The organism is Chitinophaga sp. (genome assembly GCF_019236475.1).
In the GTDB taxonomy this organism is placed as follows: domain Bacteria; phylum Bacteroidota; class Bacteroidia; order Chitinophagales; family Chitinophagaceae; genus Chitinophaga.
This window is the reverse complement of the sequence record NZ_JAFAIX010000004.1, coordinates 71,066-97,834: the sequence shown is the minus strand read 5'-3', so window position 1 is coordinate 97,834 and position 26,769 is coordinate 71,066. Positions and strand designations below refer to the sequence as shown.

Annotated in this window: 23 protein-coding genes; 8 read left to right on the top strand and 15 right to left on the bottom strand. The window is 45.3% G+C overall.

The genetic code is table 11. The features are described 5' to 3' along the window. Positions 1 to 28: 28 nt before the first annotated feature. The 4 genes from JO154_RS04495 to JO154_RS04480 form a co-directional block, all read right to left on the bottom strand. Positions 29 to 775, bottom strand: a complete 747-nt coding sequence (locus tag JO154_RS04495) for an SDR family oxidoreductase (RefSeq protein WP_291942300.1) — start codon at positions 773 to 775, stop codon at positions 29 to 31. 376 nt (positions 776 to 1,151) lie between these two features. Then, entirely contained in the window at positions 1,152 to 1,421 is a 270-nt protein-coding gene (locus JO154_RS04490) for a helix-turn-helix domain-containing protein (RefSeq protein ID WP_111595316.1), read from the bottom strand. Positions 1,422 to 1,486: 65 nt separating this feature from the next. After that, positions 1,487 to 2,854: a HAMP domain-containing sensor histidine kinase gene (locus JO154_RS04485; protein ID WP_291942295.1), complete on the bottom strand. Its 1,368-nt coding sequence runs from the start codon at positions 2,852 to 2,854 to the stop codon at positions 1,487 to 1,489. A 1-nt stretch (position 2,855) separates the two neighbouring features. Next, complete coding sequence (locus tag JO154_RS04480; protein WP_291942293.1) at positions 2,856 to 3,539, bottom strand: response regulator transcription factor; 684 nt, start codon at positions 3,537 to 3,539, stop codon at positions 2,856 to 2,858. Between the two features lie 84 nt (positions 3,540 to 3,623). On the opposite strand from JO154_RS04480, the gene proB reads away from it, so the two are divergent. Together proB and JO154_RS04470 are read left to right on the top strand one after the other, a co-directional pair. Continuing rightward, positions 3,624 to 4,658 carry a glutamate 5-kinase gene (gene proB, locus JO154_RS04475; RefSeq protein WP_291942290.1) on the top strand — a complete coding sequence of 345 codons (1,035 nt, stop codon included), beginning with the start codon at positions 3,624 to 3,626 and terminating at the stop codon, positions 4,656 to 4,658. A gap of 11 nt (positions 4,659 to 4,669) precedes the next feature. Then, a complete protein-coding gene (locus JO154_RS04470; protein WP_291942287.1) occupies positions 4,670 to 5,920 on the top strand; it encodes a glutamate-5-semialdehyde dehydrogenase in 1,251 nt (416 codons plus the stop codon). 66 nt (positions 5,921 to 5,986) lie between these two features. Here the strand turns inward: JO154_RS04470 and JO154_RS04465 are convergent, their stop codons facing one another. Next, positions 5,987 to 6,730 carry an SDR family oxidoreductase gene (locus JO154_RS04465; RefSeq protein WP_291942285.1) on the bottom strand — a complete coding sequence of 248 codons (744 nt, stop codon included), beginning with the start codon at positions 6,728 to 6,730 and terminating at the stop codon, positions 5,987 to 5,989. Positions 6,731 to 6,817: 87 nt separating this feature from the next. Between JO154_RS04465 and JO154_RS04460 the strand changes: the two genes are divergently transcribed. Next, positions 6,818 to 7,150: a helix-turn-helix domain-containing protein gene (locus tag JO154_RS04460; RefSeq protein ID WP_291942282.1), complete on the top strand. Its 333-nt coding sequence runs from the start codon at positions 6,818 to 6,820 to the stop codon at positions 7,148 to 7,150. 33 nt (positions 7,151 to 7,183) lie between these two features. Here the strand turns inward: JO154_RS04460 and JO154_RS04455 are convergent, their stop codons facing one another. Next, a complete protein-coding gene (locus tag JO154_RS04455) occupies positions 7,184 to 8,257 on the bottom strand; it encodes a class I fructose-bisphosphate aldolase (RefSeq protein WP_291942279.1) in 1,074 nt (357 codons plus the stop codon). Between the two features lie 98 nt (positions 8,258 to 8,355). Between JO154_RS04455 and JO154_RS04450 the strand changes: the two genes are divergently transcribed. The 4 genes from JO154_RS04450 to JO154_RS04435 all read left to right on the top strand — a co-directional run bounded on the left by JO154_RS04450 (position 8,356) and on the right by JO154_RS04435 (position 13,728). Continuing rightward, the gene (locus JO154_RS04450; RefSeq protein ID WP_291942277.1) at positions 8,356 to 8,940 is read left to right on the top strand and encodes a histidine phosphatase family protein; all 585 of its coding nucleotides are present in this window, start codon (positions 8,356 to 8,358) and stop codon (positions 8,938 to 8,940) included. A 10-nt stretch (positions 8,941 to 8,950) separates the two neighbouring features. After that, a complete protein-coding gene (locus tag JO154_RS04445) occupies positions 8,951 to 9,475 on the top strand; it encodes a GNAT family N-acetyltransferase (protein WP_291942275.1) in 525 nt (174 codons plus the stop codon). 186 nt (positions 9,476 to 9,661) lie between these two features. Then, the gene (locus tag JO154_RS04440) at positions 9,662 to 10,891 is read left to right on the top strand and encodes a 6-bladed beta-propeller (RefSeq protein WP_291942273.1); all 1,230 of its coding nucleotides are present in this window, start codon (positions 9,662 to 9,664) and stop codon (positions 10,889 to 10,891) included. A gap of 2 nt (positions 10,892 to 10,893) precedes the next feature. Next, the gene (locus JO154_RS04435; protein WP_291942272.1) at positions 10,894 to 13,728 is read left to right on the top strand and encodes a TonB-dependent receptor; all 2,835 of its coding nucleotides are present in this window, start codon (positions 10,894 to 10,896) and stop codon (positions 13,726 to 13,728) included. A 117-nt stretch (positions 13,729 to 13,845) separates the two neighbouring features. Here the strand turns inward: JO154_RS04435 and JO154_RS04430 are convergent, their stop codons facing one another. The 6 genes from JO154_RS04430 to JO154_RS04405 form a co-directional block, all read right to left on the bottom strand. Beyond that, positions 13,846 to 14,271 carry a hypothetical protein gene (locus tag JO154_RS04430; protein WP_291942271.1) on the bottom strand — a complete coding sequence of 142 codons (426 nt, stop codon included), beginning with the start codon at positions 14,269 to 14,271 and terminating at the stop codon, positions 13,846 to 13,848. A 39-nt stretch (positions 14,272 to 14,310) separates the two neighbouring features. After that, positions 14,311 to 17,031, bottom strand: a complete 2,721-nt coding sequence (locus JO154_RS04425; protein WP_291942269.1) for a GH116 family glycosyl hydrolase — start codon at positions 17,029 to 17,031, stop codon at positions 14,311 to 14,313. 109 nt (positions 17,032 to 17,140) lie between these two features. Next, positions 17,141 to 17,905: a methyltransferase domain-containing protein gene (locus JO154_RS04420; RefSeq protein WP_291942266.1), complete on the bottom strand. Its 765-nt coding sequence runs from the start codon at positions 17,903 to 17,905 to the stop codon at positions 17,141 to 17,143. 135 nt (positions 17,906 to 18,040) lie between these two features. Then, entirely contained in the window at positions 18,041 to 20,620 is a 2,580-nt protein-coding gene (locus JO154_RS04415) for a M1 family aminopeptidase (protein WP_291942264.1), read from the bottom strand. A 161-nt stretch (positions 20,621 to 20,781) separates the two neighbouring features. Further along, positions 20,782 to 21,810: a DUF3667 domain-containing protein gene (locus tag JO154_RS04410; protein ID WP_291942263.1), complete on the bottom strand. Its 1,029-nt coding sequence runs from the start codon at positions 21,808 to 21,810 to the stop codon at positions 20,782 to 20,784. A 96-nt stretch (positions 21,811 to 21,906) separates the two neighbouring features. Next, the gene (locus JO154_RS04405; protein WP_291942262.1) at positions 21,907 to 22,218 is read right to left on the bottom strand and encodes a helix-turn-helix domain-containing protein; all 312 of its coding nucleotides are present in this window, start codon (positions 22,216 to 22,218) and stop codon (positions 21,907 to 21,909) included. Between the two features lie 89 nt (positions 22,219 to 22,307). On the opposite strand from JO154_RS04405, the gene JO154_RS04400 reads away from it, so the two are divergent. After that, entirely contained in the window at positions 22,308 to 23,219 is a 912-nt protein-coding gene (locus JO154_RS04400; protein WP_291942261.1) for a DsbA family protein, read from the top strand. Between the two features lie 54 nt (positions 23,220 to 23,273). Here JO154_RS04400 and JO154_RS04395 read toward each other — a convergent pair whose 3' ends face one another. The 3 genes from JO154_RS04395 to JO154_RS04385 form a co-directional block, all read right to left on the bottom strand. Beyond that, a complete protein-coding gene (locus tag JO154_RS04395; RefSeq protein ID WP_291942259.1) occupies positions 23,274 to 23,822 on the bottom strand; it encodes a hypothetical protein in 549 nt (182 codons plus the stop codon). Positions 23,823 to 23,923: 101 nt separating this feature from the next. Next, positions 23,924 to 24,358 (bottom strand): PepSY-like domain-containing protein, encoded by a 435-nt coding sequence (locus JO154_RS04390; RefSeq protein ID WP_291942257.1) that lies wholly within the window; start codon positions 24,356 to 24,358, stop codon positions 23,924 to 23,926. 225 nt (positions 24,359 to 24,583) lie between these two features. Continuing rightward, complete coding sequence (locus JO154_RS04385) at positions 24,584 to 26,755, bottom strand: IPT/TIG domain-containing protein (protein WP_291942254.1); 2,172 nt, start codon at positions 26,753 to 26,755, stop codon at positions 24,584 to 24,586. Positions 26,756 to 26,769 lie beyond the last annotated feature (14 nt).

The window sequence follows — 26,769 nt, the reverse complement described above, 5'->3', positions numbered from 1 at the left end:
CGATCTGGTTGTGAGGGAAAAAAATGAATCAACCGGCCAGTGGGTGTACAGAGAATCCACCGTCTATACTGAATTCTGCCCCATTGATGAAAGTAGCGTCTTCGGAAGTGATAAAACCTGCGAGTTTGGCTATTTCCGCGGGCACGGCCACTCTGCCGAGTGGTATGCGGCTAGCCATATGCGCGAGTGTATCCTGTCCGAGACCTGCTTTCTGTAAAATAGGCGTATCTACTGGGCCTGGAACGATGGTATTCACCCTTATTTTCTTAGGGGCAAGCTCCCGTGATAAGGTGCGGGCAAGGGAGTTAATGGCTGCTTTGCTCGCTGAATGCACCGATGCTCCCGGCATTCCGCCGTTGGCATTACTGGAAGAAAGAAACACAATACTGGCGCCTTCATTCAACAGTGGCAACAAATGCTGCACTGTGAAAAATGCTCCTTTGAAATTAATGTCCATCACTTCGTCAAATAGTTCTTCTGTTGTTGCTTCGAATGGTCCGAACTTCCCGACACCGGCATTGATAACGAGTACGTCTATCTTACCGTAACGGGAGCGAACATAATCCGCCAGTTTTTGTGCATCTTCCAGTGAACGCTGATCCGCCGTAAAACCTTCTGCTGGAAATCCCAACTGGTATACCGCTTCTTGTATCGCCGCAGGATTTCTGCCTGTGATAAGTGTCCGATATCCTCTTCCTAAAAATTCTTCTGCTGTTGCATATCCAATTCCACTGTTTCCTCCTGTAATAACGACTGTCTGTTGTTGCTTTGTCATATTTGATATCAGTTACTTTGTTTGGCCACAGGCCGAAATCCTTTTGACTATACTTTTTTTGTTATAAAGACTTAAATAATACCCGCAGTACGCGTGGCTGACAGTTTTTATTTAAGGAAAGTCCTGAAGGTTGCGCCTTCCCCGCGCCCGTGCTGGGAAAGCGCCTTCATTATTTATTGTACTAACCGTTATCCCAAAATCTTTATCCCCAGCGCCCGTGCTGGAATCTAGATTGCTGTTGTTTCTTCGATTTATTTAAAACTTTCGATGTTTAAACATTTAAAAAAAGGGATGTTCATCTCCCTATATCTATACATTTAAAACAATCAATATTTCAGTGGATAAAAAAAGCCGGATGCCGCCAAGAGCGCACATATCAGCTCAATTTCAAAAAGAACATAGACAGTTGCTTCATCATTTCTTTATTCACCGTCAACTCCAGCACACGTCCGTTCTTAGTAGCGTTCAATACACCACTGTCTGTCAATATCTTCACGTGGTGAGATATTGTAGGCTGAGATAAACAACACAGACCACACATGTCGCCACAAGCCATGCTTCCCTTCTTCGCGATCTCCATCAATATGGATAATCGGTGCTTGTCCGCAATGGCGTTGGCTGCTTTTTCAATTAATCCCAAATCCATGATGCAAATATAGGTCCTTTTTCGAAATATCGAAATTTTTCAATGAATTTTTTTTTGACCTACGGTCAGACATGAGTAAACTCGACGGTAAAAGTTGTTCCCTGCCCTACCTTGGATACCACACTGATAGTACCCTTGTGTAGCTTCACAATCCTGGAGGTCAGCGCTAGTCCAATCCCATTGCCATCGGCATATTGGCCATTACCACCCCGGTAAAATGGCGTGAAAATATTTGGCAGGTCTTTCTTGGAGATGCCTACGCCATCATCGCTAAAGCGCAGAATGGTGGACTCTTTGAACCAGGTGACTACTACCTGCATTTCATGGGAAGCTGAAAATTTACACCCGTTCTCCATCAGGTTCACAAAGGCTACTTTCAATAAATAGGCATTTCCTTCTACGGAAAGATAATCTTCGTCTTCCTGGGGCTCTTCAAAATTGACATTGATCCTATAAAACGGAAATGCCTTCAGCACTTCATCACGGGCTTCCATCAACAGTTCATCCAGGCGCATGGGCTTGAAGTTGATCTCAGAAGGATCGTAACTGGCTTTGGCGAGGTCTAATAAACTATTAGAGAGTTTTACTAATTGTTTCGCATCTGAAATAGCATGATGCATACTTTGCAGATACTCGGCTGCTGGCCTTTCACGAGAAGCGGAGATCTCTAACTCGGCCATCATGGCGGTTAACGGCGTACGTAACTCGTGAGAAATATTGGATACAAATTGTTTCTGCGCATCGAACGACTGCTCCAGCCGATCCAGCATGAGATTGAAGGTAATAGCTAGCTCGGCCATTTCATCTGTTCCATTGCCTTCTGGCAAACGCAGATCCAGGTTGGTGGCGGTAATCTCTTCTACCCTGTCTACCATATCAGACACGGGTTTCAGCGCCTTACGCGCGAAGAACCATGCTGCTACAATGATACAAAGTACTGCTGCCAGATAAGAAAAACCAAGGATATATCCCAGGTTCCGGAGCCTAGCCAGTCCATATTCATCCTCTGCAACGGCGGTAATCAGGTAAGTTTTATTGTTGTGGAGATACGTAAATCCTACTACCTGCAATTGCGCCTGTTTGAAGAAAATCTCTTTCTTCGCTTTGATTCTTTCCAGCATTCCCGGCGTTTCCTTCACTTTATCGATATCTACGGCATCGTGATATAACAGGTGCATATCCGTGTCGTAAATCGCTACTTCTTCTTGGGAGAGGGTGCTGGAGCTGTTGCGGTAGATCAGTTGCAATACATGCGGGTCGATGCCGGCATCGAACAACAGGTTGGCTTTAGTAACCGCCTGTTGCCGGAGGTTTTTATAATAATCCTCCTCACGGTCTCGAGCATACGAAATGTAGATGGCTGTTACCAGCAGCAGCAGTATAGCCGCAGTAATGCCGGAGAACAGGAATGTCAGCCGCGTTCGGATTTTCATTTTATCCTGCTTTAAAAATGAAACCCATACCTGTTTTGGTATGAATGAGTTTTAAGGAATATTCCTTGTCAATTTTTTTCCTAAGATAATTGATATAAACGTCAATAAAGTTAGTTCCTGTGTCGTAATGGGTGTCCCATACGTTTTCTGCTATTTCGGCACGGGAGATGACACGTTCTCGGTTTTGCATTAGGTATTCCAATAAACGGAATTCTTTCGGTGTCAGGCTGATTTCTTTCCCTCCTCTGGTAACGGTTTTGGTGCGCAGGTCCAGTTGGAGGTCTGCGTACAGCAACTGTGCCGCTGCTTGCGGTTGCGCCACCGTATGCCGTTTGAGGAGCGCACGGATACGCACCAGCAGTTCCCGCAGATCGAAGGGTTTCACCAGGTAGTCATCTGCCCCGGCATCGAAGCCTTCCACCTTATCATCGGTGGTCCCTAGGGCGGTCAGCATGAGGATGGGCATTTCAGGAAGAGCATCCCTGATTTGCCGGCTGATGGCCAATCCATCGATTCCAGGCAGGATGATATCCGTGATTACTAGTTCAAACTCCCCTGTGAGCGCCAGTTTCAAGCCGGCATTCCCTTCTCGCGCTAGCGTCACTTCATAATCCTGTTCTTCTAATCCTCTGCGGATCAGCGTTCCAACCCTTTCCTCGTCTTCAATTACCAATATTCTAACCATATATAGTTATATTTCAACCAATATCTACTAATGTTGTAATTTCTCACACTGTTATAGTACTTTTGTTATCAAATTTCTAACAAAGTGAGTAAACCAATACTTGTCATCAAATTTGGGACAGCCTCCATCACCCGAGAAAACGGGGATCTGGACGAAACCGTGCTCGCTGGCATTGCCCGTCAGGTGGCGGAATTGCATAGCAAATACCATGTCGTACTGGTGTCTTCCGGTGCGGTCGCCGCAGGGAAACAGTTCCTGCAACAATATTCCGGTACTATCAGTGAACGCAAGGCAGCAGCCGCCATCGGCAACCCGCTGCTCCTCAATAAATACAGCCGCTATTTCGCCCCGTATAATATTGCGGTGGCACAGAGTCTTTGTGAACGTAACCACTTCTCCGACCGCGAACGGTTCCTGCAATTAAAACGAACTTACGAAGAACTTTGGGCTAGCAATATCATTCCAATTGCCAATGAGAACGATGTGGTCAGCGATACGGAACTGAAATTCTCTGACAACGACGAACTCGCAACCCTCATTGCTGTGGGCTTCGGGGCCTCTCTCCTGCTGTTTAGCACCTCCGTTGCGGGCGTGCTGGATCGCGAAGGGAAGGTAGTGCCGAAGATCGATGTCATCGACCAGGCCGCACTTGGACTGGCAGACAAAGAGAAATCAGCATTGGGATTAGGTGGCATGGTATCCAAGCTCACCTTCGCCCGACTGGCTACCCGAATGGGCATAAAGGTAGTAATATTCGGCATCCGTACACAAGATGGTATTCTAAATGCGATTGCAGGAAAAACCGGAACTTTATGTTTGCCTCAGTCCTGCAGCATGCCTGCCCGTCGGAAATGGCTGGCCAGCGGCAGTTTGGTAACAGGTAAAGTACTGATAGACGCCGGTGCTCAGGAGGCCATTTTGAAACGCCATAGTCTGCTCGCAGTAGGCGTAAAGGAAATCCTGGAAAAATTTGAAGGCGGCGAAGTAATAGAAATGGTCAACGAAAATAATATAGCCGTTGCCGTGGGGAGAGCCAGGCTATCTTCCGATACACTGGAAAAACACGGTCGGCAACAAAATACAGAAGTAGCACATGCGGACGATATCGTGCTACTGTAAATAACGCTGACATGCAAACGATTCAACCCTTACTGGAACAGGCCAGACAAGCCGCTCCAGCACTCCGGCAACTGCCGGAAGATAAACGCCAGGCTTTATTATATACCCTGGCAGATGCCCTACAGGCACGCACGGCGGATATCATAGCCGCCAATCAACTGGATCTGGACAAAATGCCGGATACAGACCCCAAAAAAGACCGACTAATGCTCAACAGCGCTCGTATCAAAGCGCTGGCGGATAGCTTACATGATATTGCACAACTCCCCGATCCAGCCAATGTGCTGCTCCTGGAAAGGAAACTGGACAACGGCTTGCTTGTGCAGAAAAAAACCGTTCCCCTGGGCGTTGTGGGCGTTATTTATGAATCCCGTCCCAATGTAACCGTGGATGTGGCAGCACTCTGTATTCGCTCAGGAAACGTTTGCGTATTACGCGGCGGCTCCGATGCCCTTCACACCAATACCATCCTGGTAAACATTATTCAGGAGCAATTGGGTGCTTTTCAAACCGATATACATGCGGTACAGTTACTGCCACCGGACAGAAGTCTGGTGACAGAAATGCTGACCGCCGTTAAATACATCGATATCATTATCCCACGCGGGTCGCAACAGTTGATCGACTTTGTACGGGCCAATTCCAAAGTGCCCGTCATCGAAACCGGTGCAGGTGTATGTCACACTTATGTGGAGCAAACCGCCGACCTCGAACAGGCCGCCAAGATCGTGACCAATGCAAAGGTTTCCCGTCCTTCGGTATGTAATGCCCTGGATACAATTCTCGTGGATAAGGCCGTGGCAGCGGATTTCCTGCGCATCCTCACGCCGCAATTGTCGGCCTACCAAGTAGACGTATATGCGGAACCGTTAGCATTTGATTTATTGCGACAATCCGGATACCCACAACTCTATCCTGCTACCGCAGCAGATTTCGGCCGAGAGTTTCTTTCCCTGAAATGTTCTGTAAAAGTGGTGAATGATATCACGGAAGCTTTACAGCATATACAAACGTATTCGTCCAAACACTCAGAAGCCATCATCACGAAAGATGCGGCACTGAGCGAATTATTTCTGAATGCGGTAGATGCGGCCGCCGTTTACGTGAACGCCTCTACGCGATTCACAGATGGAGGCGTTTTCGGCCTGGGCGCCGAGATAGGCATTTCCACGCAGAAACTGCATGCACGTGGTCCTTTTGCATTGGAGAAATTGGTAACCGAGAAATGGTTTGTGTATGGAGATGGCCAGGTAAGGGAATAGCATTCGTTCATCATATTTTAAACATAAAGGCTGTCTCTCGTCATTGTGGAGACAGCCTTTGTGTTGTTATAATGTTATGCCTCCATCTATCACAAATTCAGCCCCTGTGATAAATTTAGCCGCATTATCACAGAGGTAAGCAACCATTTTAGCGATATCGGTAGCATCCCCTATTTGTCGCAGTGGTATGGTGCTTTTCAGTTGATCAAAAATTGCCTCCACTTCTTTTTGGTCTGCACCGTTCTTGCTGAGTACTTCCGTTCTGGTAGGGCCGGGACTTACAATATTCACGCGGATGTTCCTGGATGCCAATTCCGCTGCCGCTGTTTTGGCAATTGAATTCAGGGCCGCTTTACTGGCCTGATATATGGAACTCTGCGGATAATACGTCCCTGCCACAATAGAGGATAAAATCACTACGGAAGCCCCATCCGATAATACTGGTATTAGCTTGCTGAGTGTAAAATAAGCCCCTTTGAAATTGATGTCCATCACCTGATCAAAATTCTCCGGGGTGGCATCTGCAATCAGCATTCTTTCGCCTGTTATACCTGCATTGATAAAGAGAATATCCAGTTGGCCATACTTCGTTTTCACCTCTTCTGCCAGGGCAATGGTATCCTGGATCTTTGCCTGGTCGGCAAGGAAATAATCAGCGCCTATTTGTGCTGCCGCCGCAGTAATCGCTTCTTTACGGCGACCTGTAATCATTACTTTCGCACCTTGTGTTACCAATTCCGCTGCTGCTGCAAAGCCTATTCCGCTGTTTCCACCAGTAACCAGTGCTGTTTTTCCTGTTAATCGTTTCATCGTATTTTATTTTTTGACAAAAGTACCCGCCAATTGGTATACTTTTGTTACCAGTATCACGAAGTATACCAGTTTAATTTCAGCATTATGGAAAGAAATCAGGAAGAAGAGTTGAAGGCATTACAAGACACGCTTTACTTTATCGGGGGGAAATGGCGGATACCGGTTATCAACTCGATATGCAATGGGAACAGGCGTTTCAGGGAAATTGAGCGTAGCATTCCGGGTATCACTACCCGTATGTTATCGAAGGAATTGAAGGAGATGGAACTCAATAAATTGGTAAAGCGTACGGTTTATGACGACAGTCCCGTATTGGTGACTTATGAGCCAACGCCTTACTGCCGGACTTTCGGGAAGATCATTATGGAAATGATTAACTGGGGGCGTGAGCATCGCAAAGTGATTATTAAAAAATAAAGCAGGATGCCGTTTGCCAACATCCTGCTTCAGTTATGCGATTGTAATATCTTTACTCAGGTATACATCCTGGATGGCATTGAGCAGCGCGACCCCATCTGCCATAGGCCGCTGGAAGGCTTTACGGCCAGAGATGAGTCCTGCCCCGCCAGCGCGTTTATTCACCACTGCAGAACGTACGGCATCCGCCATATCTTCTGCTCCTTTGGAGGCGCCGCCTGAATTGATCAGCCCCATTCTGCCCATATAGCAATTGGCTACCTGGTAACGGCATAGATCAATCGGATTATCAGATGTCAGTTGTGTATAGATACGCTCATCCAGTTTACCATAGCTGGAAGTGCCTGTATTCATGGCTTTAAAGCCGCCGTTTACTTCCGGCAGTTTCTGTTTGATGATATCCGCCTGGATGGTAACACCGAGGTGATTGGCCTGACCGGTGAGATCCGCTGCCAGGTGATAATCTACATCCTTATTGAAGGCATCGTTGCGGAGGTAGCACCAGAGCACCGTGGCCATGCCCAGCTCATGGGCTCTTTCAAAGGCATGCGCTATTTCCACCAACTGCCGGTCGGAGTTCTCCGAGCCAAAATAAATGGTGGCGCCTACTGCCATCGCACCCAAGTTCCAAGCTTCTTCTACGGTACCGAATAATACCTCATCAAAGTGATTGGGATAGGTAAGCAGCTCATTATGATTGATTTTTACCAGGAAGGGGATTTTATGGGCATATTTCCGCGAAACGGAGGCCAATACGCCAAACGTAGAGGCTACGGCGTTACAGCCCCCTTCTATGGCTAATTTAACTATATTTTCAGGATCGAAATAGATGGGATTTTTAGCAAATGAAGCACCCGCACTGTGTTCTACTCCCTGATCTACTGGCAAGATGGACATATACCCCGTATTGGCCAGGCGGCCCGAGCCGAAAAGCTGCCCCAAACTCCGCAATACCTGTGGATTCCGACTGGAAGGGCCATATATCTCATTTACTGTTTCTGGGCTAGGCAAATGCAGCAGGGATTTGTCGATCGTCTGACTGGTATGCTGCAATAGTAGCTCACTTTCTTTTCCTAATAACTCACTGATTTTGTCCAAGGATAACATAACATAACTTTTTTGGCTTTCTAAATTTAACTATTTGTACCCGAACCAACCACGATCATTTTTTATCTTTGCAGCGCATACATATTTTTTAAACCGATATGACTACACGAATAGCCATTATCCGACATGGCACTACAGCCTGGAACAAAGCAGGCAGATTACAAGGGCATTCTGATATTCCCTTGGATGAAGAAGGAAGAGAACAAGCCCGCAAACTGGGACAGAGAATGACAGAGGGCCCCTGGGACCTGGTATATAGCAGTCACTTACAGCGCGCCAAAGAAACGGCTAGTATCATGGCTGCGGCTATAACGCATCCGCATACACTAATGGAAGATGCCCGCCTGCGCGAAGCTGGTGGCGGACTCATAGAGGGGACTACAGAAGCAGAGCGCATTGCACAATGGGGCAGCGATTGGAAACTGATGGATCTGGGTGTGGAAGCCACCACAGAAGTGATCGCCCGAGGTGTTTCATTCCTGGATGACCTACTGGCGGAACATGCCGGAAAAAACATTTTGATTGTTAGTCATGGTGGATTTATTCGTAAATTGATTAGCCACCTGGTACCAGAGGCACCACATCAAGTAATGCTAAAAAATACGGCTGTTACCGAGCTACTGCATGCAGATAATAGCTGGAGTTGCCAACTTTACAATAGCGTTACGCATTTGGAAGAATAATCATCACTTTATGTTAAAGACAGACTTTTATCCATTTCCCCTTTTAACCACCACCCGGCTGGTGCTCCGTGAATTAGAACCCACGGACGATGCGGCTATACTGGATCTTCGCTCCAATAAAGCCGTGAATCGTTACCTGGATAGGGAACCCACGAAAGACCTATTAGCTGCACAACAGTTTATTACCACTATCAATAATGGAGTGGCCAATGGGGAAGGGCTATACTGGGGGATTACTTCCAAGGAAGACCTCCATTTGATAGGCACCATCTGTTTGTATGATTTCAATGTTGAAAATAGCAGTGTAGAAATCGGCTATGAGCTGCACCCTTCCTGGCAAGGTAAAGGAATCATGCATGAAGCCATGAGCGCGGTGATACAGTTTGTATTTGACAAAATGAACGCGCACTTTATTAATGCAACCGTCGCTGCGGCGAATCAGCCCTCCATACAATCCTTACTACGCCACGGTTTTAAGGATATCTCACCCGAAGGCACACACGAAGAAATGCATTACCAATTGCGGCTCGTTTGACCCGTGTCTCCCCCTACTTATCCAGTCCAAAAAATACCTTCAAAAAGGCACGACTGGTATTAATTTTGAGTCAAGATCACTACAGGCAGTGAGATAAACAAATCAGCCAAAATACGAGCAAATGCACAGTGATCAACCAATACCTCTCGCTGTCTGCCCAAGATAAATGTCCTTATATTCTTCTTTATGCGTCACCTTTTTCCTCTAGTGGGAATTGTCCTATTCTGCTGTACAGCATTATCGCTACATGCCCAGGAGCGTGTATTACGCATTGATCCCAATACTGCCCATGGTGGCACCAGCAGCAAGATTTTTGAAAATGTCCAGTACATTCCCCTGGAAACGACCAAGGAAAGCCTGTTTGGAAAAATTGATAAATTGGAAGTCACGCCAAATTACTTCATCATTGCAGATCAAACCACGAATGCCATTTTGATTTTCGACAAAAAAGGCAAATTTCACGCAAAAATCGCCGGACCTAAAATTGCTCAATTTGTCTTTCAAGGACAGATTGGTGGTATGATGGTAGACCATGAGCAAAATACAATTATCTATTATCAGCTCAACGAAGCCCTACGCATCACCTGCAACTTTGATGGTAAAGAATTAAAGCGGGAAAAACTCGACTATAAATTTCTTTCGCCTTATAACGTTCGCCTGAAAAATGGCGCTGTACTGGCACATTATTTCTATTCCAGGGAAAAAAAGGATAGTATCATTCATGAATTTGATGTGTATAAAGACACCGTTCGTACGAATAAATTCCTGCCATTCCAGTGGAATAAAATGCTGATATCTACGGATTTCTTTTTCTCCGATGGCATCATTCAACAAACACGGAGCAATAGCGGGGAATATGTTTATTACAATAAGGTATATTCAGATATTATTTACCGGATCTCCAGTGATACTGCCATAGCGGTTTTCAAAATGGTGTACCCGATGAGTTTGACCCTCCCGCAAGGATTTGGCACCGATACCACATTAGACAATAAACGAATTGAATATCTCCAAAATCACAAAGATGCGATCTATGCAGCAGGCTATATTACAGATGTTAAAAACATCCTGCTATTTCGACTGCTTTCCTCCAACATGAGGGAGGATGCCAACAATACATTTGCCTATCATTTGCAATCGAATTCACTACTCTGCCTGGAGAAAGTCAGTTCCGATAGTACCACCTATTTCTTACCTGTAGCGACTTCTAGTGGCTGGAGCAGAACTGCCATTCATTGCGTAGTAGATGATTATTGCTATGTATCACATCCTTCCAATGCGATGTTCAATGCGCATGAAGTGGGTAAAACGGTACGTAGGCCCGTTTATCCGCCAGCGTTACAGCAATATTTCCTAAAGGGCAAACCTACCGACAACCCTGTAATCGTCCTATTTAAGCTCAAAGAAAAATTCTAGCCATGAAGTACATCTTGTTTATTCCCTTCCTGCTCTGCATCCTCCTGTTGCAAACAGCGGCATATGCACAGCAAAAAGATACCATTCCGCTCGGTACCCTTCATGGCAATGTTTTGGATTCGGCATATGATTATGTGCTACCCTCCGCCACTATAGCCGTTTACAAGGCCACAGATTCCAGTCTGCTCTCTTTTCAATTGACAGACGGGTTTGGTGATTTTCGTATAGCCAAGGTGCCCGTTGATATTCCGTTGAAAGTAGTAGTGAGTTTTATGGGTTATAAGTCGGCCATCATCTACACAAAAATTCCATTGGAGACGAAAGATCGGGATTTGAAAAAGATAAATATGGAACGCGGCGTACATACCTTGAAAGATGTGGTGATCACGAGGCCGCCGGTAGAGCTGAACGGAGATACGCTGGAATTCAATGCAGATGCCTTTAAGCTGGACTCCAATGCGGTCATAGAAGATCTTTTCAAGCGACTCCCAGGCATCACTATCTGGGGAGATGGCACCATTACGGTGAATGGCCGGACTGTCAGTAAAGTATTGATTGATGGGAAAGAATTCTTCGGAGGCAGTGTGAATATGGCATTGCAGAATATTCCTAAGCAGGCCGTAGATAAAATCCAGGTATACCAACGTGAAAAAGATCCGACATCGCCTATCAAGGATTCTGTCACCCATGTCAATATCAAATTAAAGAAGGAGTGGAAGATGGGGAAATTTGGAAAAATTGCCGCCGGAGGCGGTACTGACGGGAGATACGAGTCGGACGTGATGTTTAGTCTCTTTAATAAACGTACGCAGTTCGCCGTGGCAGGGGCCACGAATAATGTCAATAAATCCGCTGCTAATATTAGTTCGTTAATTGATAATGGTTCTTACAAAACTTTTTCCGGGCTGTCTTCTTACCGGCCTAACTTCAGTGCCGCTGGCATTCAGCAAACCAAATCCGGCGGCTTCATCTTCCGGCGGGATTTCAACGAAGGCGCCAATGATTACAATAATAAAAATGCATTGGAAGGGAATTTCAAATATGATGATCTGAATACGCATACCAATAGCACTAAAAACCAAATTACCCTACTGGAACAAGGACAGCAGACCAGCAATAGTGCCAGCAGCAGTATCAATTGGACGAAAAGAATGGATGCGAATACTAAGTATGATCGACGTACTGAAAATTTCGAACTTACTATTGCGCCTTCCGCTAACTTCTCCAATTCTCGCAATCAATCTTCTAATCAAACCAATACCAGCAGCTCTTCCGCAGGAGATGTAAGTCAGAATAATAATACCTCTTACGGCACGAATGACGGCAAACAGGCAGCGTTAAACATTCATTTCACGCAAAATCCATCATATAGAGGAAATATCAAAGGAAGGTTCACTACTACACATGATTATCGCTTCCAGACTACCTCCAATGATATTGTCAATAACAGTATTACAAATTTCCATTCCTTCCTAGACGACAAACAGGACACCTATTATAATCGTCGTTATGATACGCATAAAAATGGTATGAGTCATACATTGGATTCCAGGTTTGGAGATTTATCCAAAGGAATTAAAAATGGTAAGCTACTGCCGTTTTCCATTAATGCATCTAACAACCTCTCCATTTCAAAGGACAAGGGCAATACAGCAGTACAGGACTATGATACTACCCAAAAAACGTATACTGCTAACAGTTATTTGACGAATAAGTCGGACCTATTGCAGGTAAAGGAAATCCCGTCATTAGAGTTCAATAAAAGTATCATTAAGAATTTTGTAAATCGCTATTACCGGTCGCTTAATTTCAACTTTGTACTGAAAGAAGAGTTCTTTTTTATGCACAATAATTCTGAGAAAAGCTTCCAGGATATAACAAGACGTTACAGCAATTTTATTCCGCAAGCTTCCATTTTCTATAACAATTATTTGTATGATCGCAGGTCCACTGAAATGAAATTGGGCTTTTCGCAGCGAATAAACTATGCCACTATCAACGAACTGGCGCCGTTAATCGATAGCAGCAATGTACTGTATCAACAGTATGGCAATGCAGGATTGAAGGAAAGTCGCGCACAGGAGTTAATGTTTAATTATAATATGGACAAGCTGAATGCCGGCAATCCACTCGATTATTTTGTATATGCCAAAATTAGTCGCACCAATAATGCTATTGGCGATAGTACCATCTATACAGATGATGGAAAAACACGCCGATACCTTGTCAATGTAAACAACGTCCGATCTGCTATATTCCATGCCGGTACACGTAGAGGATTTAAATTTGGCAAAACGCTGTATACCATTGAACCTAGTATCGATATATCATTGAGCAGTACGCCCGCTTTTGTAAACAGTGTGAATAGTGAATTAAAATCACAAACATATAAGGGAAATCTAACCTTGGGTTATGAGCTACAGAATAAACTATCCGTACAATTGTCAGAGGGTATCACCACTAATTATTCTCAACAGGATTACCGCAATACCAGCAGTGAGGTGTTGAACAATTCGCTTAGATTACTAGCTACTTGGTACATCAATAAGGCATTTACGCTTTACACGGATGTAGATCGCAATACCAACACTAGTTCTGGAACGGAGGGTGTTCGATTCACCAATTGGTCTATGAGTGCGAATTATCGCTTCCTGAAAGGGAAAAATGCAGAAGTGAGATTGGCGGCATATGATATCCTGCGTCAGAACAAAGGTATCACCAATACTACACAACAGAACTTCATTACTACCTGTACCTCCAATGTGATGCAACAATTCTTTATGTGTACGATTGCGTACTATCCGCGAATGTTTGGTAAACATGCGATGGGTAAATAAAAGCGAAAAAAAGTCGTATCAAAAAAGGGAAATTGACATCTGCGACATCAATTTCCCTTTTTTGATCTTTTTCGTCGTCCCTGCCCTGCGGGCAGGGACGAAAGGCAGGAAGGTTTGCTATGGTCTTCTCAACAAGCCCCGTATTAGATTATAAGGGAAAATCAACTGCCATAGTATAATCACCAAATAAAACCATACAGGATTCAACAGCATAAATGAAAACCTATCATTATACCGCATGTCCCGAATATAATAAGTCGCATTTATCTCCAATAACAATAGAATCGCCAATAGCACCATTGTACCTATGACATGCCACCAGCTTAACTTCTGTGAATACACCCATTTATCGATCAGCCAATACACTCCCCCACCGATCAGCAGTAATACTGCAAAACCATAAATTGGTGTAGATATAGAGAAGATATAATAAGTATCATACAAATGCACCTCAGTTATCTTAGGAGGATACACGAATCCTGTAACAATAGTGATTATCGCCAGTACAAAAAACAGCATATAGGGTTTAAAAGATCTTTTCATAGCATAATATTTCACGTCAAATATAGCTACTTAAATACATCAACAAATTATCTCTACCTGTAACTCATGGTTAGTCTCTAACGTAAACGCCTGTTGGAAATCAATCTCCACTTGATTTTCATTCATTTTGAATTTCACCGTCTTATTCACTCCATTCACGGTAACGGTTACACGCTTGGGCGTTGTTGATTTTATCATGATCAAATCCAATGTTTTCAAGCGTAGTTTTCCAAAAGCCAGTTGCAGCCGATGTTGCTGCCCATTGGCAGTAAGCGATTGTGCGTAAGTACCCCAGCCTTCAGGAGCAGTAAATGCGGCCTTGAAATTTTCCTGTTGTATGCGTGGCGCAAAACCTATACGGCCTTGAGGGCCATGACAAGTAAAGCCACAAGCACTGATGAAAGTGCCATAGCTGGCCATAGCACGGGCGTAATGGTCGCTGCATTCTATTTCATTGAAAGGATTTCGTTTAGCGGGGTGATGCCGATCGTGTATAGCACGGGTAAGGACCAAACTTTCATCTGTCATGCCTTCCGCCATCAGATGGGCCGCCACCTGGTGTTCAAAGCCACTCATACATTCATGGAAGTATTCTAGTTGCCAGGTCATACTCTCTCCATAAGGGCGTGGTTCATTGTGTGGGTTGGTATTCATGATCATGCCCGCTTCTCCAGCGAGGGCGTAAGGCCGGCCACCAATATGCGTTTTGATATAGGGACCAACATCCGTAGTAAAATTATATTTCCAGAGTGCCTGTAAAGCCGACAACGTTTTGTCCTTATCCAGGATGCGTGGCAGTCCTACCTGGAAGGCCCAGCTTTGTCCGTATACCTGGTCTATATGACAGGTATTGTAAGATCCAAGCTGCTTGCGGCCTTGCACAGCATCCGGGCGATGGATAAAGTATTCCCCATTAAAGAGGTATTGCTCCATATTACGCCGACCATTGGCCACATAATCATGGCAAACCTTGGCGAAACCGGTATCCTTCATTTCTATGGCCATTTGCTCAGCCGCTGCTGCTGCAGCGATACAGAGTCCTACTATCCAAGCGATCTCCCCTTCCCATACAGCATCCAGGGTATTTTCCATTGGGGTATCCGTCATGCCGTCTTTATTCTTATCCTGTGCCAGCATAAACTGCACTGTCTTTTTCATGCTTGCCCAGTTGTGTTGTAGAAACGTATTATCCGGACTCATTAGATGTTCCCTGTAAAAACGGAGGATCGTACCAGCCTGTCCATCTATAGCCGGCCTCGTTTCCATTTCGCCACGGAAGAGGATCGCGCCGGTGTCCGGGATAAAGCCGGTACCTAGGTCTACCCGTTGGCGCATGTCTCGTTCCAGTGTTGGGAAGACACGTGCCATACTATGCGCATATTGCCATACATGCGTACAGGTGCCTCCACAGGCGCCAATACCTTCCCATGACCAAAACCTGCCACTAGCAAAACGATAGGTGTTGGCCGTAGCTAGGGTGCCTATATTGTTGAACGTTCGCTCCAGGAACCAATAAGGCAAGGTGCCCTCATACCAGGTTTTTGTCCATAATTCAGTCGTACCCGTTAGGTAGGTAAAGTTATCCTGTATGTACTGGCTCACCTGCAATGCAGTAGCGAACTTGCGGCCATACCAATACCCTTCCGCCGCATCGTGTACCAGCTTCACTAATTGGGGATGGGGGTGATTGAAATGCCAACTAATGCTGTAATCCGCCTGCCATTTACCGCCAGGGGCAATCGTACTGCCAGCCTGTATACTACCCACTAGTTTCTCGGGAGCTGGCATATGGGCTACTGCTTTAATGAAGATATTACAGCCCTCTGTCGTTACCGGCCAAGGATTAAAGGCGGTATTAGCCCCTGTAGCTTTGCCATGGAGGGTTAGACAAACAGATCCCGCATCCTGACTGGTTTTCAGGGCGTCATCTGTGGCGTCAAAATCCATGAAAATACTAGTGCTATCTGCTGAAGATACAAGCGTATTCCTGCGGAAACCTTTACCACTGGCAGCAGATAGTTTGTTTGCGCCATTCTCCATCCATCCGGTGATACGGGCCTCTACTGGCGCTGTAGTATCGTTGACTACTGTAATACGCAGGATGGTAGCAGGTAGCGCGGAGTTGTCGGGGTCCAGTGGAATGAAAGGAGAATAGACTTGCATCTCCACCCATAGCTGCAAATCTATTGAACGAAATTCGATAGTGGCGATGGGATAGGTAGGTTTAAAGATGACTTCATCCCAGCAATCTTCATTTAGTTCTTTCAGGAGGATTTGATCGCCGATGCGCAGTTCCAGCGCAAAGCCCTGTTCCAATACCCGGAAGCTATTGGCCAATGGCGGGTTCACATAGGCGGCGCCATCGCGGGGACGAATTTTTCTTTCACTACTGCCATCATTCCAGATGGTAGTATGTGCCGTAATACCTTCATGCTGGCCTTCCATACTTTGATTATAGATCTGCCAGAGCCATAGGCGGCCATCTCCGCCGGCATAAACGGTGCCAGTATGGAGTCCGCTCACGGGCATGCCCAGGTATTTAAGTTCCTTATTGGATTTTTTGTAGTGAGTAGGTTGCTCCCTTGTATAGAGGGATTTTATCCATATGGGATTCAACTGCTTATCGAGTGGTATATTATGTTTGGGAGAGGGCGGCTGCAGCAGCGTTTGGCCTATTGCAGGCAGTTTTGTCAATGTCAGGGCTGCAGTCAGCAAACCCACCTGCTTCAGGAATACTCTCCTTGCATGTTGATGATCCATTGTTCACATAAAATTATACTGAACAATATACTCAAAGCAGGTTAAAATATACTGCTTTACGCCATAAAAAATGGCGCGATTCCCGCGCCATTACTATGAAAAATCAGTTTTATTTCTTCTTCCAGACGGTATTGAAACCGCCGGTACATGCTAGCGGCAGTATTTCGGCGACCTGGCAATCAAATGCTTGCAAAGGTTTCACGCGTTTGGTCAACAGGGAAAAGGGAAACACGTCTTCCACAAAATTCGTTTTCGCAAACCGGATAATTTCAAATTTGTTCTCCGCGGCCAACTGTTGCAGGTCCTTCTTGGTGAAAAACTGCACGTGATCCAAGTTATCTGCCTGCGATTGTACGGTGGTACCGCTGTAGCCCAGTAGGCCTTTCACCTTGTTCACAAACGCCTGCAATCCAGGACTTTTGCGCACTGACAGCATAGGCTTGGTAACGAATACCTCCCTTGGGCCCATGCCGTTAGGGACGGTAACGATGAGCGTACCGTTATCGCGCAGCGATTGATAAATGGTGTGCAGCAATACACCCGGCTGGTGTAGGTGCTCCAACACTTCACTGCATATAACAGCATCATACTGCTGCCCTTGGGCGATCAAGGCTTCTGCACTGATCACTTCAAACTGAACATTGGGAAGGGTGTTTTTGCTACGCGCTACAGCAATGGTTTTTTCACTGACATCAATGCCGAGTACCGTATATCCAAACTGACCAAGATGGCGGGAAATAACGCCGTTTCCGCAACCTACATCGAGAATGGTGGCGTTGGCAGGGATCGTGTCTTTTAGGCTGTCTGTGATAAAGTTCAAGCGTTTAATATCGGTAATACGCTCGTATTCATAAGTAATCTTGGGGGACATCATACACCAATACTACAAAATTGGCGGGTAATATACAAATCGAGGAGGACGGTCGGTAAAACAGCGCTATGCCATGAAAATGAGAATGGCCAGTTGTCGCGACAACTGGCCATCTCCCTAAAATACTATATTTCACTGCTATTGCAACAAAAGCTGCGCGCGATGCAGATTATCGGTTGCTTGCAGGATTTTATTTTTCAATTTTGGATTATAGTCGGGATGAGTAGCCAAGAAATCAGTTACTACTTTCCAAGCTTCCGGCGATTGATAATACCCAAATACAGCCCCCAGCCAGTTGGCAGGGAAGAATATATCACCAGTACGCTGAATGTCTTCCAGCCATAGGAGGCTTTCCGGCAGATATTTCATAGCTGTAGCCTGACGCAGTGGGTGATTGAGAAAATACAAAGCGGTGACTACCCACGATTCTTTGGCACGTCCTTTCTTATCATGTAAAGAAGCGAAGAACTGGTCCCTTTCGGCCACCTTTGCGGATAATGCCGGCATGAGAAAATTGAGTCTGTCTTTCTTATCATTATCCTTCAGTCGATCTCTTTGGGTAGCCAGCACATTGGCAGCAGTATCTGTTTTCAATGCAATCGTTAGCGCCAGGGAGATGTAATCTTCTTCCGAGAGTTTTATATCTTTTGGCGGCTGTTGCTGTTCCCAGATATCGTATATACGTTTGCCGGCATCTGGCGTCGTGTATATATCCTGATAGGCTTTCAGCAATAACTTTTTGTTATTGGTCAGTGTTTGTTGTTGCATCGCCTCCCACATCTGTTTCTCCAGCTCAGGGCCGAAAACAGCACGTTCTGCGGGAGTGGTAAATTCCCAGAAGAGGGTACTGATATAATTGGTCAGGAGTTTAAGATTGGTTTCTTCTTTTTCATGGAATAAACCGTTCACGAATATACGTAGCAGGGCATTGGGTTTATAAGTACGTCCGGCCAGGGCATTTTCGTAGGCCGTTACATAAGCAGTGGCACTCCATACAGAACCGGCCAGCTCAAACATGCCTATGGTAGCAGCGCTATCTGATGGGAACAAGCCATAACCAAGGCCACTGGAATTAAAGAGGATATAATCCGGCTTTTTCTTACCCACTGCCGCTTTCACCACTGTATTAAAATCGTTCATATTCACCCGCAATTCCTCAACCGTGACAGGATAAGTATGCGACTCCTGCATGCCGCCACCATACACCAATGCGATATCAAAGACCTGCGGCCACAAACGCTTCTCTCCTGACTCTGGATGCTGGGTAATGGTGAATTGTTTTATTTTGCCGTTGGCGGTAGTCATTTTATAGTCGAATACGGGCCTTCCTGGCTGGTTTACCCATACATTATTCCATTTGTACAGGTCCGCTTTCGTAAATTTTGCCAGGATAGCAATCATATCGTTCCAGGAAGCGTTGCCATAGGCGTATGTTTTCAGGTATTCCTGTACCCCTTTGCGGAAATTATCCTTGCCCATCAATAGTTCTATCTGTCGCATCATGATTGGCGCTTTATGATAGATGATATCGCCGTACATCGTGCCGGCATCCTGAAGGTTTTCCAGTTGCTGACGGATAGGATTGGCGCCCGCAGTGCGGTCTACGTTATAAGCGCGTGGATAATGATCTTGCTGGAAGCGCAAGTTAAACTGTTTGCTACCGAGGATATCTTCCGCTACTTTATCCGCCATGAAATTGGCGAACACCTCTTTCATCCACACATCGTTAAACCATTTCATGGTCACCAGGTCCCCGAACCACATATGCGCCGTTTCGTGGGAGATCAGGTTAGTACGGGCCAGCAACTGATCTTTCGTAGGATTTTGGAGGAATAGTGCAGACGCTTTATACTGTACTTCGCCGGGATGTTCCATGCCGCCGAACTGAAAGTCGGGTATCGCTGCGAAGCCCATTTTCTGGAATGGAAAAGGGATGCCCGTCCATTGTTCCAGGAACTTCACTGCATCCCGATGGAGTTGGAAAACGCTATCGATATTCGTACCAGGATCTTTTTCCCGGTAGAGGAGAGTAGCCGGTTTACCATTGACATCCTGCTGCGCCACGCTGTATTTGCCTGTAGTAAAGGAAAACAGGTAGGTAGGCAGTTTCTCCGTTGGTGCAAAAGTGTATGCGGTATAGTTAGCAGGCGTAGGGAGACTATCTTTCATCCAGCCATTGGCCAGCACTTTCCAATCGGACGGCACTTCCATACTCAACTGGAATACTGCTTTCAGGTCTGGCTGATCAAAGCAGGGGAATACGAATCTGGCTCTGTCCGGAACAAACAAGGCATAGAGGAATTCCGCATTGCGGTTGAGAGAGCCTTCTCCCGCAGTGAATTCCAGTTCTATATTGTTCTTCCCAGTTTTTAATAATGTAGTGGGAATCAGCAGATGCTCATTACTCATCACTGCTTGCGTAGCAACGCTGTTCACTACCAGGCGGGTGATATTTTCCACTGGCTGTTTGAAGTCCAATTGCAGCGGTTGCGAAACCTCCTTCAAAGTAAATTCCAGCTTTTCTTTCGCGGGAATCGTCGTTGCTTTTTCGTTTGGAATATGAAAATGCAACGTATAGGTAATATCTCCAATGACGCTGTAACGATAGGTAGCCAGCTCCAGGGAAACGCCCGTTGTAACCGGAATAGGTTTTGGCTGGGCAAAGGCCGCCGGAGTCACTGCCAGCAGGCAGATCAGCGATTTATAAAATATTTTCATCGACATAAAGCTTATAGCAGGTCCGTAAATGTAGCGATTACAGCTATCATTTCCCATGAAATCACCTACAACTTTAGTCTGGTCATTTTATTTTAGGGAGACACGTTACGGGACGATACCACTACCTGTCCCACTGCGTCATATGACATGTTTCTACTGGATTAAAAATAAGTATGATAAAGGGTTATAAACAGCGCGGTTGATAACAATACTACCTTCAGGGAAGTTAAATACACAGCGTATAGTATTATCCCTTTGATGGCGGATTTCCAGATAGACTGTTCATAATTCCTACGCATCGCAATAATGAGATAACCTGCCATTATGCAAGCGAAAATTTGGTAGAACAGCGTGCCATTGCCGAACCAACCGTAAAAGTAAGGAATGACAGGCAGCAAAACCGCTGTCACGATGAATGCAAAAGCATGGAAATGCAGCGTAAAAATCACATGATCCACATAGAACCATTGCTTATTTCTGAAATAAATGAGCTTCAGGAAGTAAGCGAATAGTGGCAGACAAAGGATCATTATTTTGGGGAAGTTATGATAATAGCCTTCCCCATAAGCTCTTTCCCTTTCTTCATTGGAACTATAGCTCTTCAAAGAACGTGCATCTGCCCGGGCAATTAATTTCATCCAGAATGAGAATTGTAATGAATCAGGCAATTGCTGGTGGATAGAATCGAATTCCTCCAGGGATGTTGATGCTGCAATCATTTCCAGGAGTTTCATATTCCTGATAGCCCCTGAATCATGTCGTTCTACACCATCTTTGAGCTTATTTTCCAGTTTCCATAGTTCATCTGTGTGACCTAGTTGGACCGCTTGGGGGCCAGCTTCAGTAGTATGCACTTTTGCACTTTTCGCCTCTGGCGATTGCCAGGTAAGGTATATGAAGAAAAAAAAGAACGAAGTAAAAACGTACAGTTTGATAGGATTCATATACCGTGCACGTTTGCCTTCGCGGTACTCGCGGGAAAGTAAGCCCGGCTTGGTAAAGAGATATTTTATCGTCAGGAAAAACTGGGAATCGTAATGGAAAATATCTGCGACAAAATGTTTTACGAGATGACCAAAGGTTTCGTGCGGAACAATATTTTCTTGTCCGCAATAGCCACAGAATCTGGTTGGTACATCATTCCCGCAATTCAGACAATTTTGTTGTTGGCGTAAGGGTTGTGTTTTCAAGGTAACTAAGGGTTAAGGGCCTATAAAGATAGTAGAATTTTTCCCAGAAAAGGAAAAATCAGGGTAGGTATTTTGGCAAAAAAGCTGCTTAAAATATTAGGTATTCATGCCTTCTAACTGCTGGAAAACGGCCACCAGGGATTGCCCTTTCTCCGTCAGGGTATATTCAATATGCAAGGGTTTCTGCTGAATAATGGTTTTCTCCAGTAGTCCGGATTCCTCCATTTCCTTCAGGGCAGTGGCCAGCGATTGCTTGTTGGACCCCTCGATCTGACGAAGCAGGGTATTAAAACGGAGTGGAGCCGTTACCGCCAGTCGGAAGATTTCCGGCTTCCATTTGCCGGATAACATCTTCAGTAATCCCTGTGCAGGGCAGATTTCAGTATTGTCATTCTTTTTAGTAGTCATCTTTTTCTGACTTATTGCTAGTCATCGTTGTGTTATGGACCTTTGTGCAAAAGTAGGAATAAAGATACGGGAAGGTTTAATACATGACAATGGAAAATAAAAATAATCCGCTTTTATGCAATCCGGCAACTGGCATCTGCGAATTGCCTGCTACAGAGAGGAATACACAAAACCAGGAAATAACGGCTCCCAGCAAAGCAGTTAAAATCATATACTTTACAGACCCCATCTGTTCTTCCTGCTGGGGCATTGAGCCCCAGTTGAGAAGACTGAAACTGGAATATGGGAATAATGTTGAGATAGCGTACCATATGGGCGGCCTGCTGCCCGATTGGAGCTATAATAGTGGCGGCATCAGCAAACCATCCGATGTGGCGCACCACTGGGATGAAGTCAGCAGCTACTATCAAATGCCCATAGATGGTGATGTGTGGTTGGAAGATCCCCTGCATTCCTCCTACCCTCCTTCTATCGCATTTAAAGCCGCTCAATTACAGGATTACAATAAGGCCATCACCTTTTTAAGAATAATCCGGGAAATGGTTTTTCTGCAAAAGAAAAACATTACCAAATGGGAACATTTGTCGCAAGCCGCTGAACAGGCCGGACTGAATGTACAACAGTTGCAAAATGATTACGAGGGGAATGCCGTACTATTATTCCGGGAAGACCTAAACTACGCTAGGAACATGGGTATCAGAGGGTTTCCTACTATGTTCATCGCCGATACCCAAGGAAATTTGGAAACCGTTTATGGTACAAGACCTTATACCTCTTTTGAAGAGGGATTGTTAAAAATTGATCCTTCCGCCATCAAAACCATCTATTCCAAAGACTGGAAAAGCCTGTTTACATCATATCCAACACTTACCAGAAGGGAGTTTGCAACATTAGCCGATATATCACCGGAAATAGCTGAACAGATATTAAATCAATTAGTCGACGAGAAAGAACTAAAGCGATTGGATACCAAGAACGGTGCACTTTGGATTAGGGGATAAAAAAACGGGATGCAAGTGCATCCCGTTTTTTTGTGCATCTAATGAGCGGAAAAATTAGTTCGCATTATTCACTGTCAACGCATAAGTATCTTTTGCACTAGCAATACCACCGCCAACAATCACTTTTTTCGTGAGGGTCACGGCAGATTTAATGCTCACATGATAATTTCCTTTGGCGTCTTTGGTTACTTCCGCAGTACCATTGGCGGTAGTCATATCATACAGCACCGCGCCAGTATTCACTGCGGTACCGATGGTACAAGTAATATTCATGATTTTCAAACCCGGGTTAGATACCATTGCCTCCGTAGAGCCCAATGTATAGGTACCTTCGCCCAGATTACTGTAAAATGTGATCACCAGGGCACTTCCAGAAAAAACGCCATAATTGCCACCGTCTCCCATTGTACTTACAGTCATGGCAGTAATCGTACTGCCACTTCCATTTGCGGAAGATGATTGGGCAGAAGTTCCTTTTACATAGGTATAATCGCCAAATTTCCAGGAAGCGTCTCCGGCAACTGTGGTAGTCTTTTCACTTTTACTGCAGGAGAATAATACAATGGCAAACATGGCCAATAACAACGGTAATACTCTTTTCATATAGTCGAATGGGTTAAAAAATTTTCCCGCAATTGCACCATAATTATGCCAAAAAAGCTGCCTTTTGGGCAGCTTTTGGTAAGGATCTATAATTATCTCCCTTAGTCTTTTGATTCTTCTACAAATTTTCCAGCAGTATCAAACAGAATATCTTTCTTTTTTGATTCTACTTCAAACAGCACAGTACCATTTGCTTTTACAATCTTAGCTAATTTCTCCACCGGAATATTTGGGTAATTCTTTTTCATGTATGCCGCAGCAGATGCAGGCAAATCGGTAACGGCCACTTTTGTTTCGGTTTGTATCCAATTACCTTTATTATCGAAAACGGCTTCTGTTTTAGCCCCATTCAACATAAATTTCGCTTCCCCGTCTTTTCCTTCTGCTTTCCATCTTACATTCTCAGCGCCTGGGAATTTTTTAGCAAATGCCGCCTGTGCTTCAGCAGTAGGGGTATAAGTAGCTTTTTTTTCTTGTGCAGATACAGCTCCACCTACTAGGCAAAATGCCAGGGCAATCAAGGTGATTTTTTTCATATTGTAATGTATTGGATTAAATAATGACCCAAAACTAGGAACCGATTCTGGTAACATTCTGTGGAAGTCTGCTTTCAAATGTTAAATTTATCTTACCAACTTCTACCGGAGAATGAAGGAATTATGGCTGTACTGATCAGCACGTGTCTCCCAAAACCATTTTCATCGCATAAAAAGAGGCTGCATCATTAATATGATACAGCCTCTTGCACAGCTTCACAACTTTTATTGAAGAATGATCTTCCTGATTTGACTATAACGCTGTTCGTAGATATAGATATTCCCAGCTTTGTCGACCGCTATACCGGAAGACTGGTTCATCCCGAACAATGCATCTTTTAAAGTGCCATTTACATTTCCAGACATCCAAGGCTGATAGCTGCCAGCAGCACCAGTGATAGTACTAACGGTGCCATCCGGCGCAAAGGCGCGTATGGAGAAGTTGGAGGCATCATTGAAATAGAACATGCCAGATACAGGGTCAAACACAATACCCGCAGGGTTATTCATCCTGGCCTGGTTTGCAGGTCCATCCACATAACCATCCTGCCAGTAGGCACCTGCAAAAGTGCTGATCATACCGGTAGACATCACGATCTGCTGAATAGTATGCCCATCTGTATTTGCGTAAAAGATTTTACCGTTATTCACTACAAACTGCGCATTGCCATTTACCCTGCCTACCTGCGTCATTTGGGTAGCGCCTGGATTCAACTTGAAATAACCATTGTATTCTGAACCGAAATACACATTCCCAGCGGCATCCGTGCTTACAAATCTTGGAGAGAAGGTAATACCCTGATAATAGGTAGATACCTCTCCTGCGGGCGTAATCTTACGAATACTACCATTCCAAGCATCTGCCACATAGAGGTTATCCTGCGCATCAATACCCAATCCACCGATATTACTGAACAGTGCAGCAGTACCTGTACCATCCTGGTTTCCTGTATTATCACTGCCTGCAAAAGCAGTAGCGGTTCCATCCGGTGCAATACGTCCAATCTTAGCATTAATACCTACGAACATATTTCCTTTGGAATCAAACACCATATGCGATGATGGCGCATTCCCCCAAGTACCTGTATAGAATACCTCCACGCCTGCTCTGCGGAAAACAGGGCCTGTGGCGCTGAGGGTACCTACTTTTACATTCAACGTACCAGTGGTCACGCCTACAGGCATTTGCACGGTGAGGGTAGTATCCGTAGCGGCGTTTACCTGTACTGTAAGCCCATTGATGGTTACTTGGTTTTGCGCAATAGTAGTACTGAAGCCCGTTCCTTTCATCACTACAATGGAGCCTGCCAGACCGTTATCAGGTAGCAATTGAGATACACCAAGCGACTGCACGGTGAATACCGGGCCAGTAACCATTTGATTGTTTACATTCAATGCCACAGGGCCAGTAGTAGCCGCTGCGGGAATCACTGCGGTGAGTTGAGTTGCAGAGGCACTGGAAATCGTCAACTGTACCCCATTAATGGTGATGTTATTCTCCTCTTTTAATTCGCTGAAATCTTTACCAGTAATTGTTATCACTGTCCCTACCGGGCCACTCAATGGTGCTACTGATTTCACAGTAGGCGCTGGTACTACGGTGAATACCGGTCCTGCTGTTTTCTGACCGTTGATGGTCACGGAAACAGGTCCCGTTTGCACGCCTGTAGGCGCTGTAACCACTATAGAAGTGGCAGTGGCGCTTACTACTTTGGCATTCACACCATTGAACGCCACTATATTATCGGGGAGATTTGAACTGAAACCAGTACCAGTTATCGTCACATTGGTGCCGGCGCCACCTTTCAACGGTTTAATACTGCCGATGGCCTGGAAGGTGAAAGCAGGACTAACTGTCTTCTGTCCGTTTACGGCAATCTCTAATGGTCCGCTGCCTGCTCCTGGCGGAATAACTACCACTAGTAAGGTGTCATTGGCATTGGATACGATGGCAGGTTTGCCATTGATGGTAACTGTTGCAGGCCCGTCTGTACCTGCGAGCCCAGCGCCAGAGATATATACATTCGTTCCTTCCGGACCATTGGCCGGAGAAAGCTGGTGTACGCTCAACGCCTGATACGTATATACGTTACCGTTAACAGTCTGTTCATGGGCGGTAACGGTGATTTTACCAGTAGTGCCTTTGTCCGGCGCCTGTACCACTAACATCGTGTCGTTTACATTCAGCACGCGGGCGGCTGTTCCGTTGAAAGCAACGGCATTGGCATTTAAGTCTCTACCGAAGCCTGTACCCCGGATCGTTACCACGGTCCCTGGATTTCCACTTACCGGGAAAAAGTCTTTTATTGTCAGTTGAACGGAGGCAGCGGGATTGTCTTTTTTACACCCTGCCATCACCGCCAATATCATCAAACCGAGATAGATCAGTTTTTTCATCTGTTTTGATTTAA

Bases quoted from the DNA above. Each gene is read 5' to 3' on its own strand.
- JO154_RS04495 (WP_291942300.1), bottom strand. From the start codon at position 775: ATGACAAAGCAACAACAGACAGTCGTTATTACAGGAGGAAACAGTGGA.
- JO154_RS04490 (WP_111595316.1), bottom strand. From the start codon at position 1,421: ATGGATTTGGGATTAATTGAAAAAGCAGCCAACGCCATTGCGGACAAG.
- JO154_RS04485 (WP_291942295.1), bottom strand. From the start codon at position 2,854: ATGAAAATCCGAACGCGGCTGACATTCCTGTTCTCCGGCATTACTGCG.
- JO154_RS04480 (WP_291942293.1), bottom strand. From the start codon at position 3,539: ATGGTTAGAATATTGGTAATTGAAGACGAGGAAAGGGTTGGAACGCTG.
- JO154_RS04470 (WP_291942287.1), top strand. From the start codon at position 4,670: ATGCAAACGATTCAACCCTTACTGGAACAGGCCAGACAAGCCGCTCCA.
- JO154_RS04465 (WP_291942285.1), bottom strand. From the start codon at position 6,730: ATGAAACGATTAACAGGAAAAACAGCACTGGTTACTGGTGGAAACAGC.
- JO154_RS04460 (WP_291942282.1), top strand. From the start codon at position 6,818: ATGGAAAGAAATCAGGAAGAAGAGTTGAAGGCATTACAAGACACGCTT.
- JO154_RS04455 (WP_291942279.1), bottom strand. From the start codon at position 8,257: ATGTTATCCTTGGACAAAATCAGTGAGTTATTAGGAAAAGAAAGTGAG.
- JO154_RS04450 (WP_291942277.1), top strand. From the start codon at position 8,356: ATGACTACACGAATAGCCATTATCCGACATGGCACTACAGCCTGGAAC.
- JO154_RS04445 (WP_291942275.1), top strand. From the start codon at position 8,951: ATGTTAAAGACAGACTTTTATCCATTTCCCCTTTTAACCACCACCCGG.
- JO154_RS04440 (WP_291942273.1), top strand. From the start codon at position 9,662: ATGCGTCACCTTTTTCCTCTAGTGGGAATTGTCCTATTCTGCTGTACA.
- JO154_RS04435 (WP_291942272.1), top strand. From the start codon at position 10,894: ATGAAGTACATCTTGTTTATTCCCTTCCTGCTCTGCATCCTCCTGTTG.
- JO154_RS04430 (WP_291942271.1), bottom strand. From the start codon at position 14,271: ATGAAAAGATCTTTTAAACCCTATATGCTGTTTTTTGTACTGGCGATA.
- JO154_RS04425 (WP_291942269.1), bottom strand. From the start codon at position 17,031: ATGGATCATCAACATGCAAGGAGAGTATTCCTGAAGCAGGTGGGTTTG.
- JO154_RS04420 (WP_291942266.1), bottom strand. From the start codon at position 17,905: ATGATGTCCCCCAAGATTACTTATGAATACGAGCGTATTACCGATATT.
- JO154_RS04415 (WP_291942264.1), bottom strand. From the start codon at position 20,620: ATGAAAATATTTTATAAATCGCTGATCTGCCTGCTGGCAGTGACTCCG.
- JO154_RS04405 (WP_291942262.1), bottom strand. From the start codon at position 22,218: ATGACTACTAAAAAGAATGACAATACTGAAATCTGCCCTGCACAGGGA.
- JO154_RS04400 (WP_291942261.1), top strand. From the start codon at position 22,308: ATGGAAAATAAAAATAATCCGCTTTTATGCAATCCGGCAACTGGCATC.
- JO154_RS04395 (WP_291942259.1), bottom strand. From the start codon at position 23,822: ATGAAAAGAGTATTACCGTTGTTATTGGCCATGTTTGCCATTGTATTA.
- JO154_RS04390 (WP_291942257.1), bottom strand. From the start codon at position 24,358: ATGAAAAAAATCACCTTGATTGCCCTGGCATTTTGCCTAGTAGGTGGA.
- JO154_RS04385 (WP_291942254.1), bottom strand. From the start codon at position 26,755: ATGAAAAAACTGATCTATCTCGGTTTGATGATATTGGCGGTGATGGCA.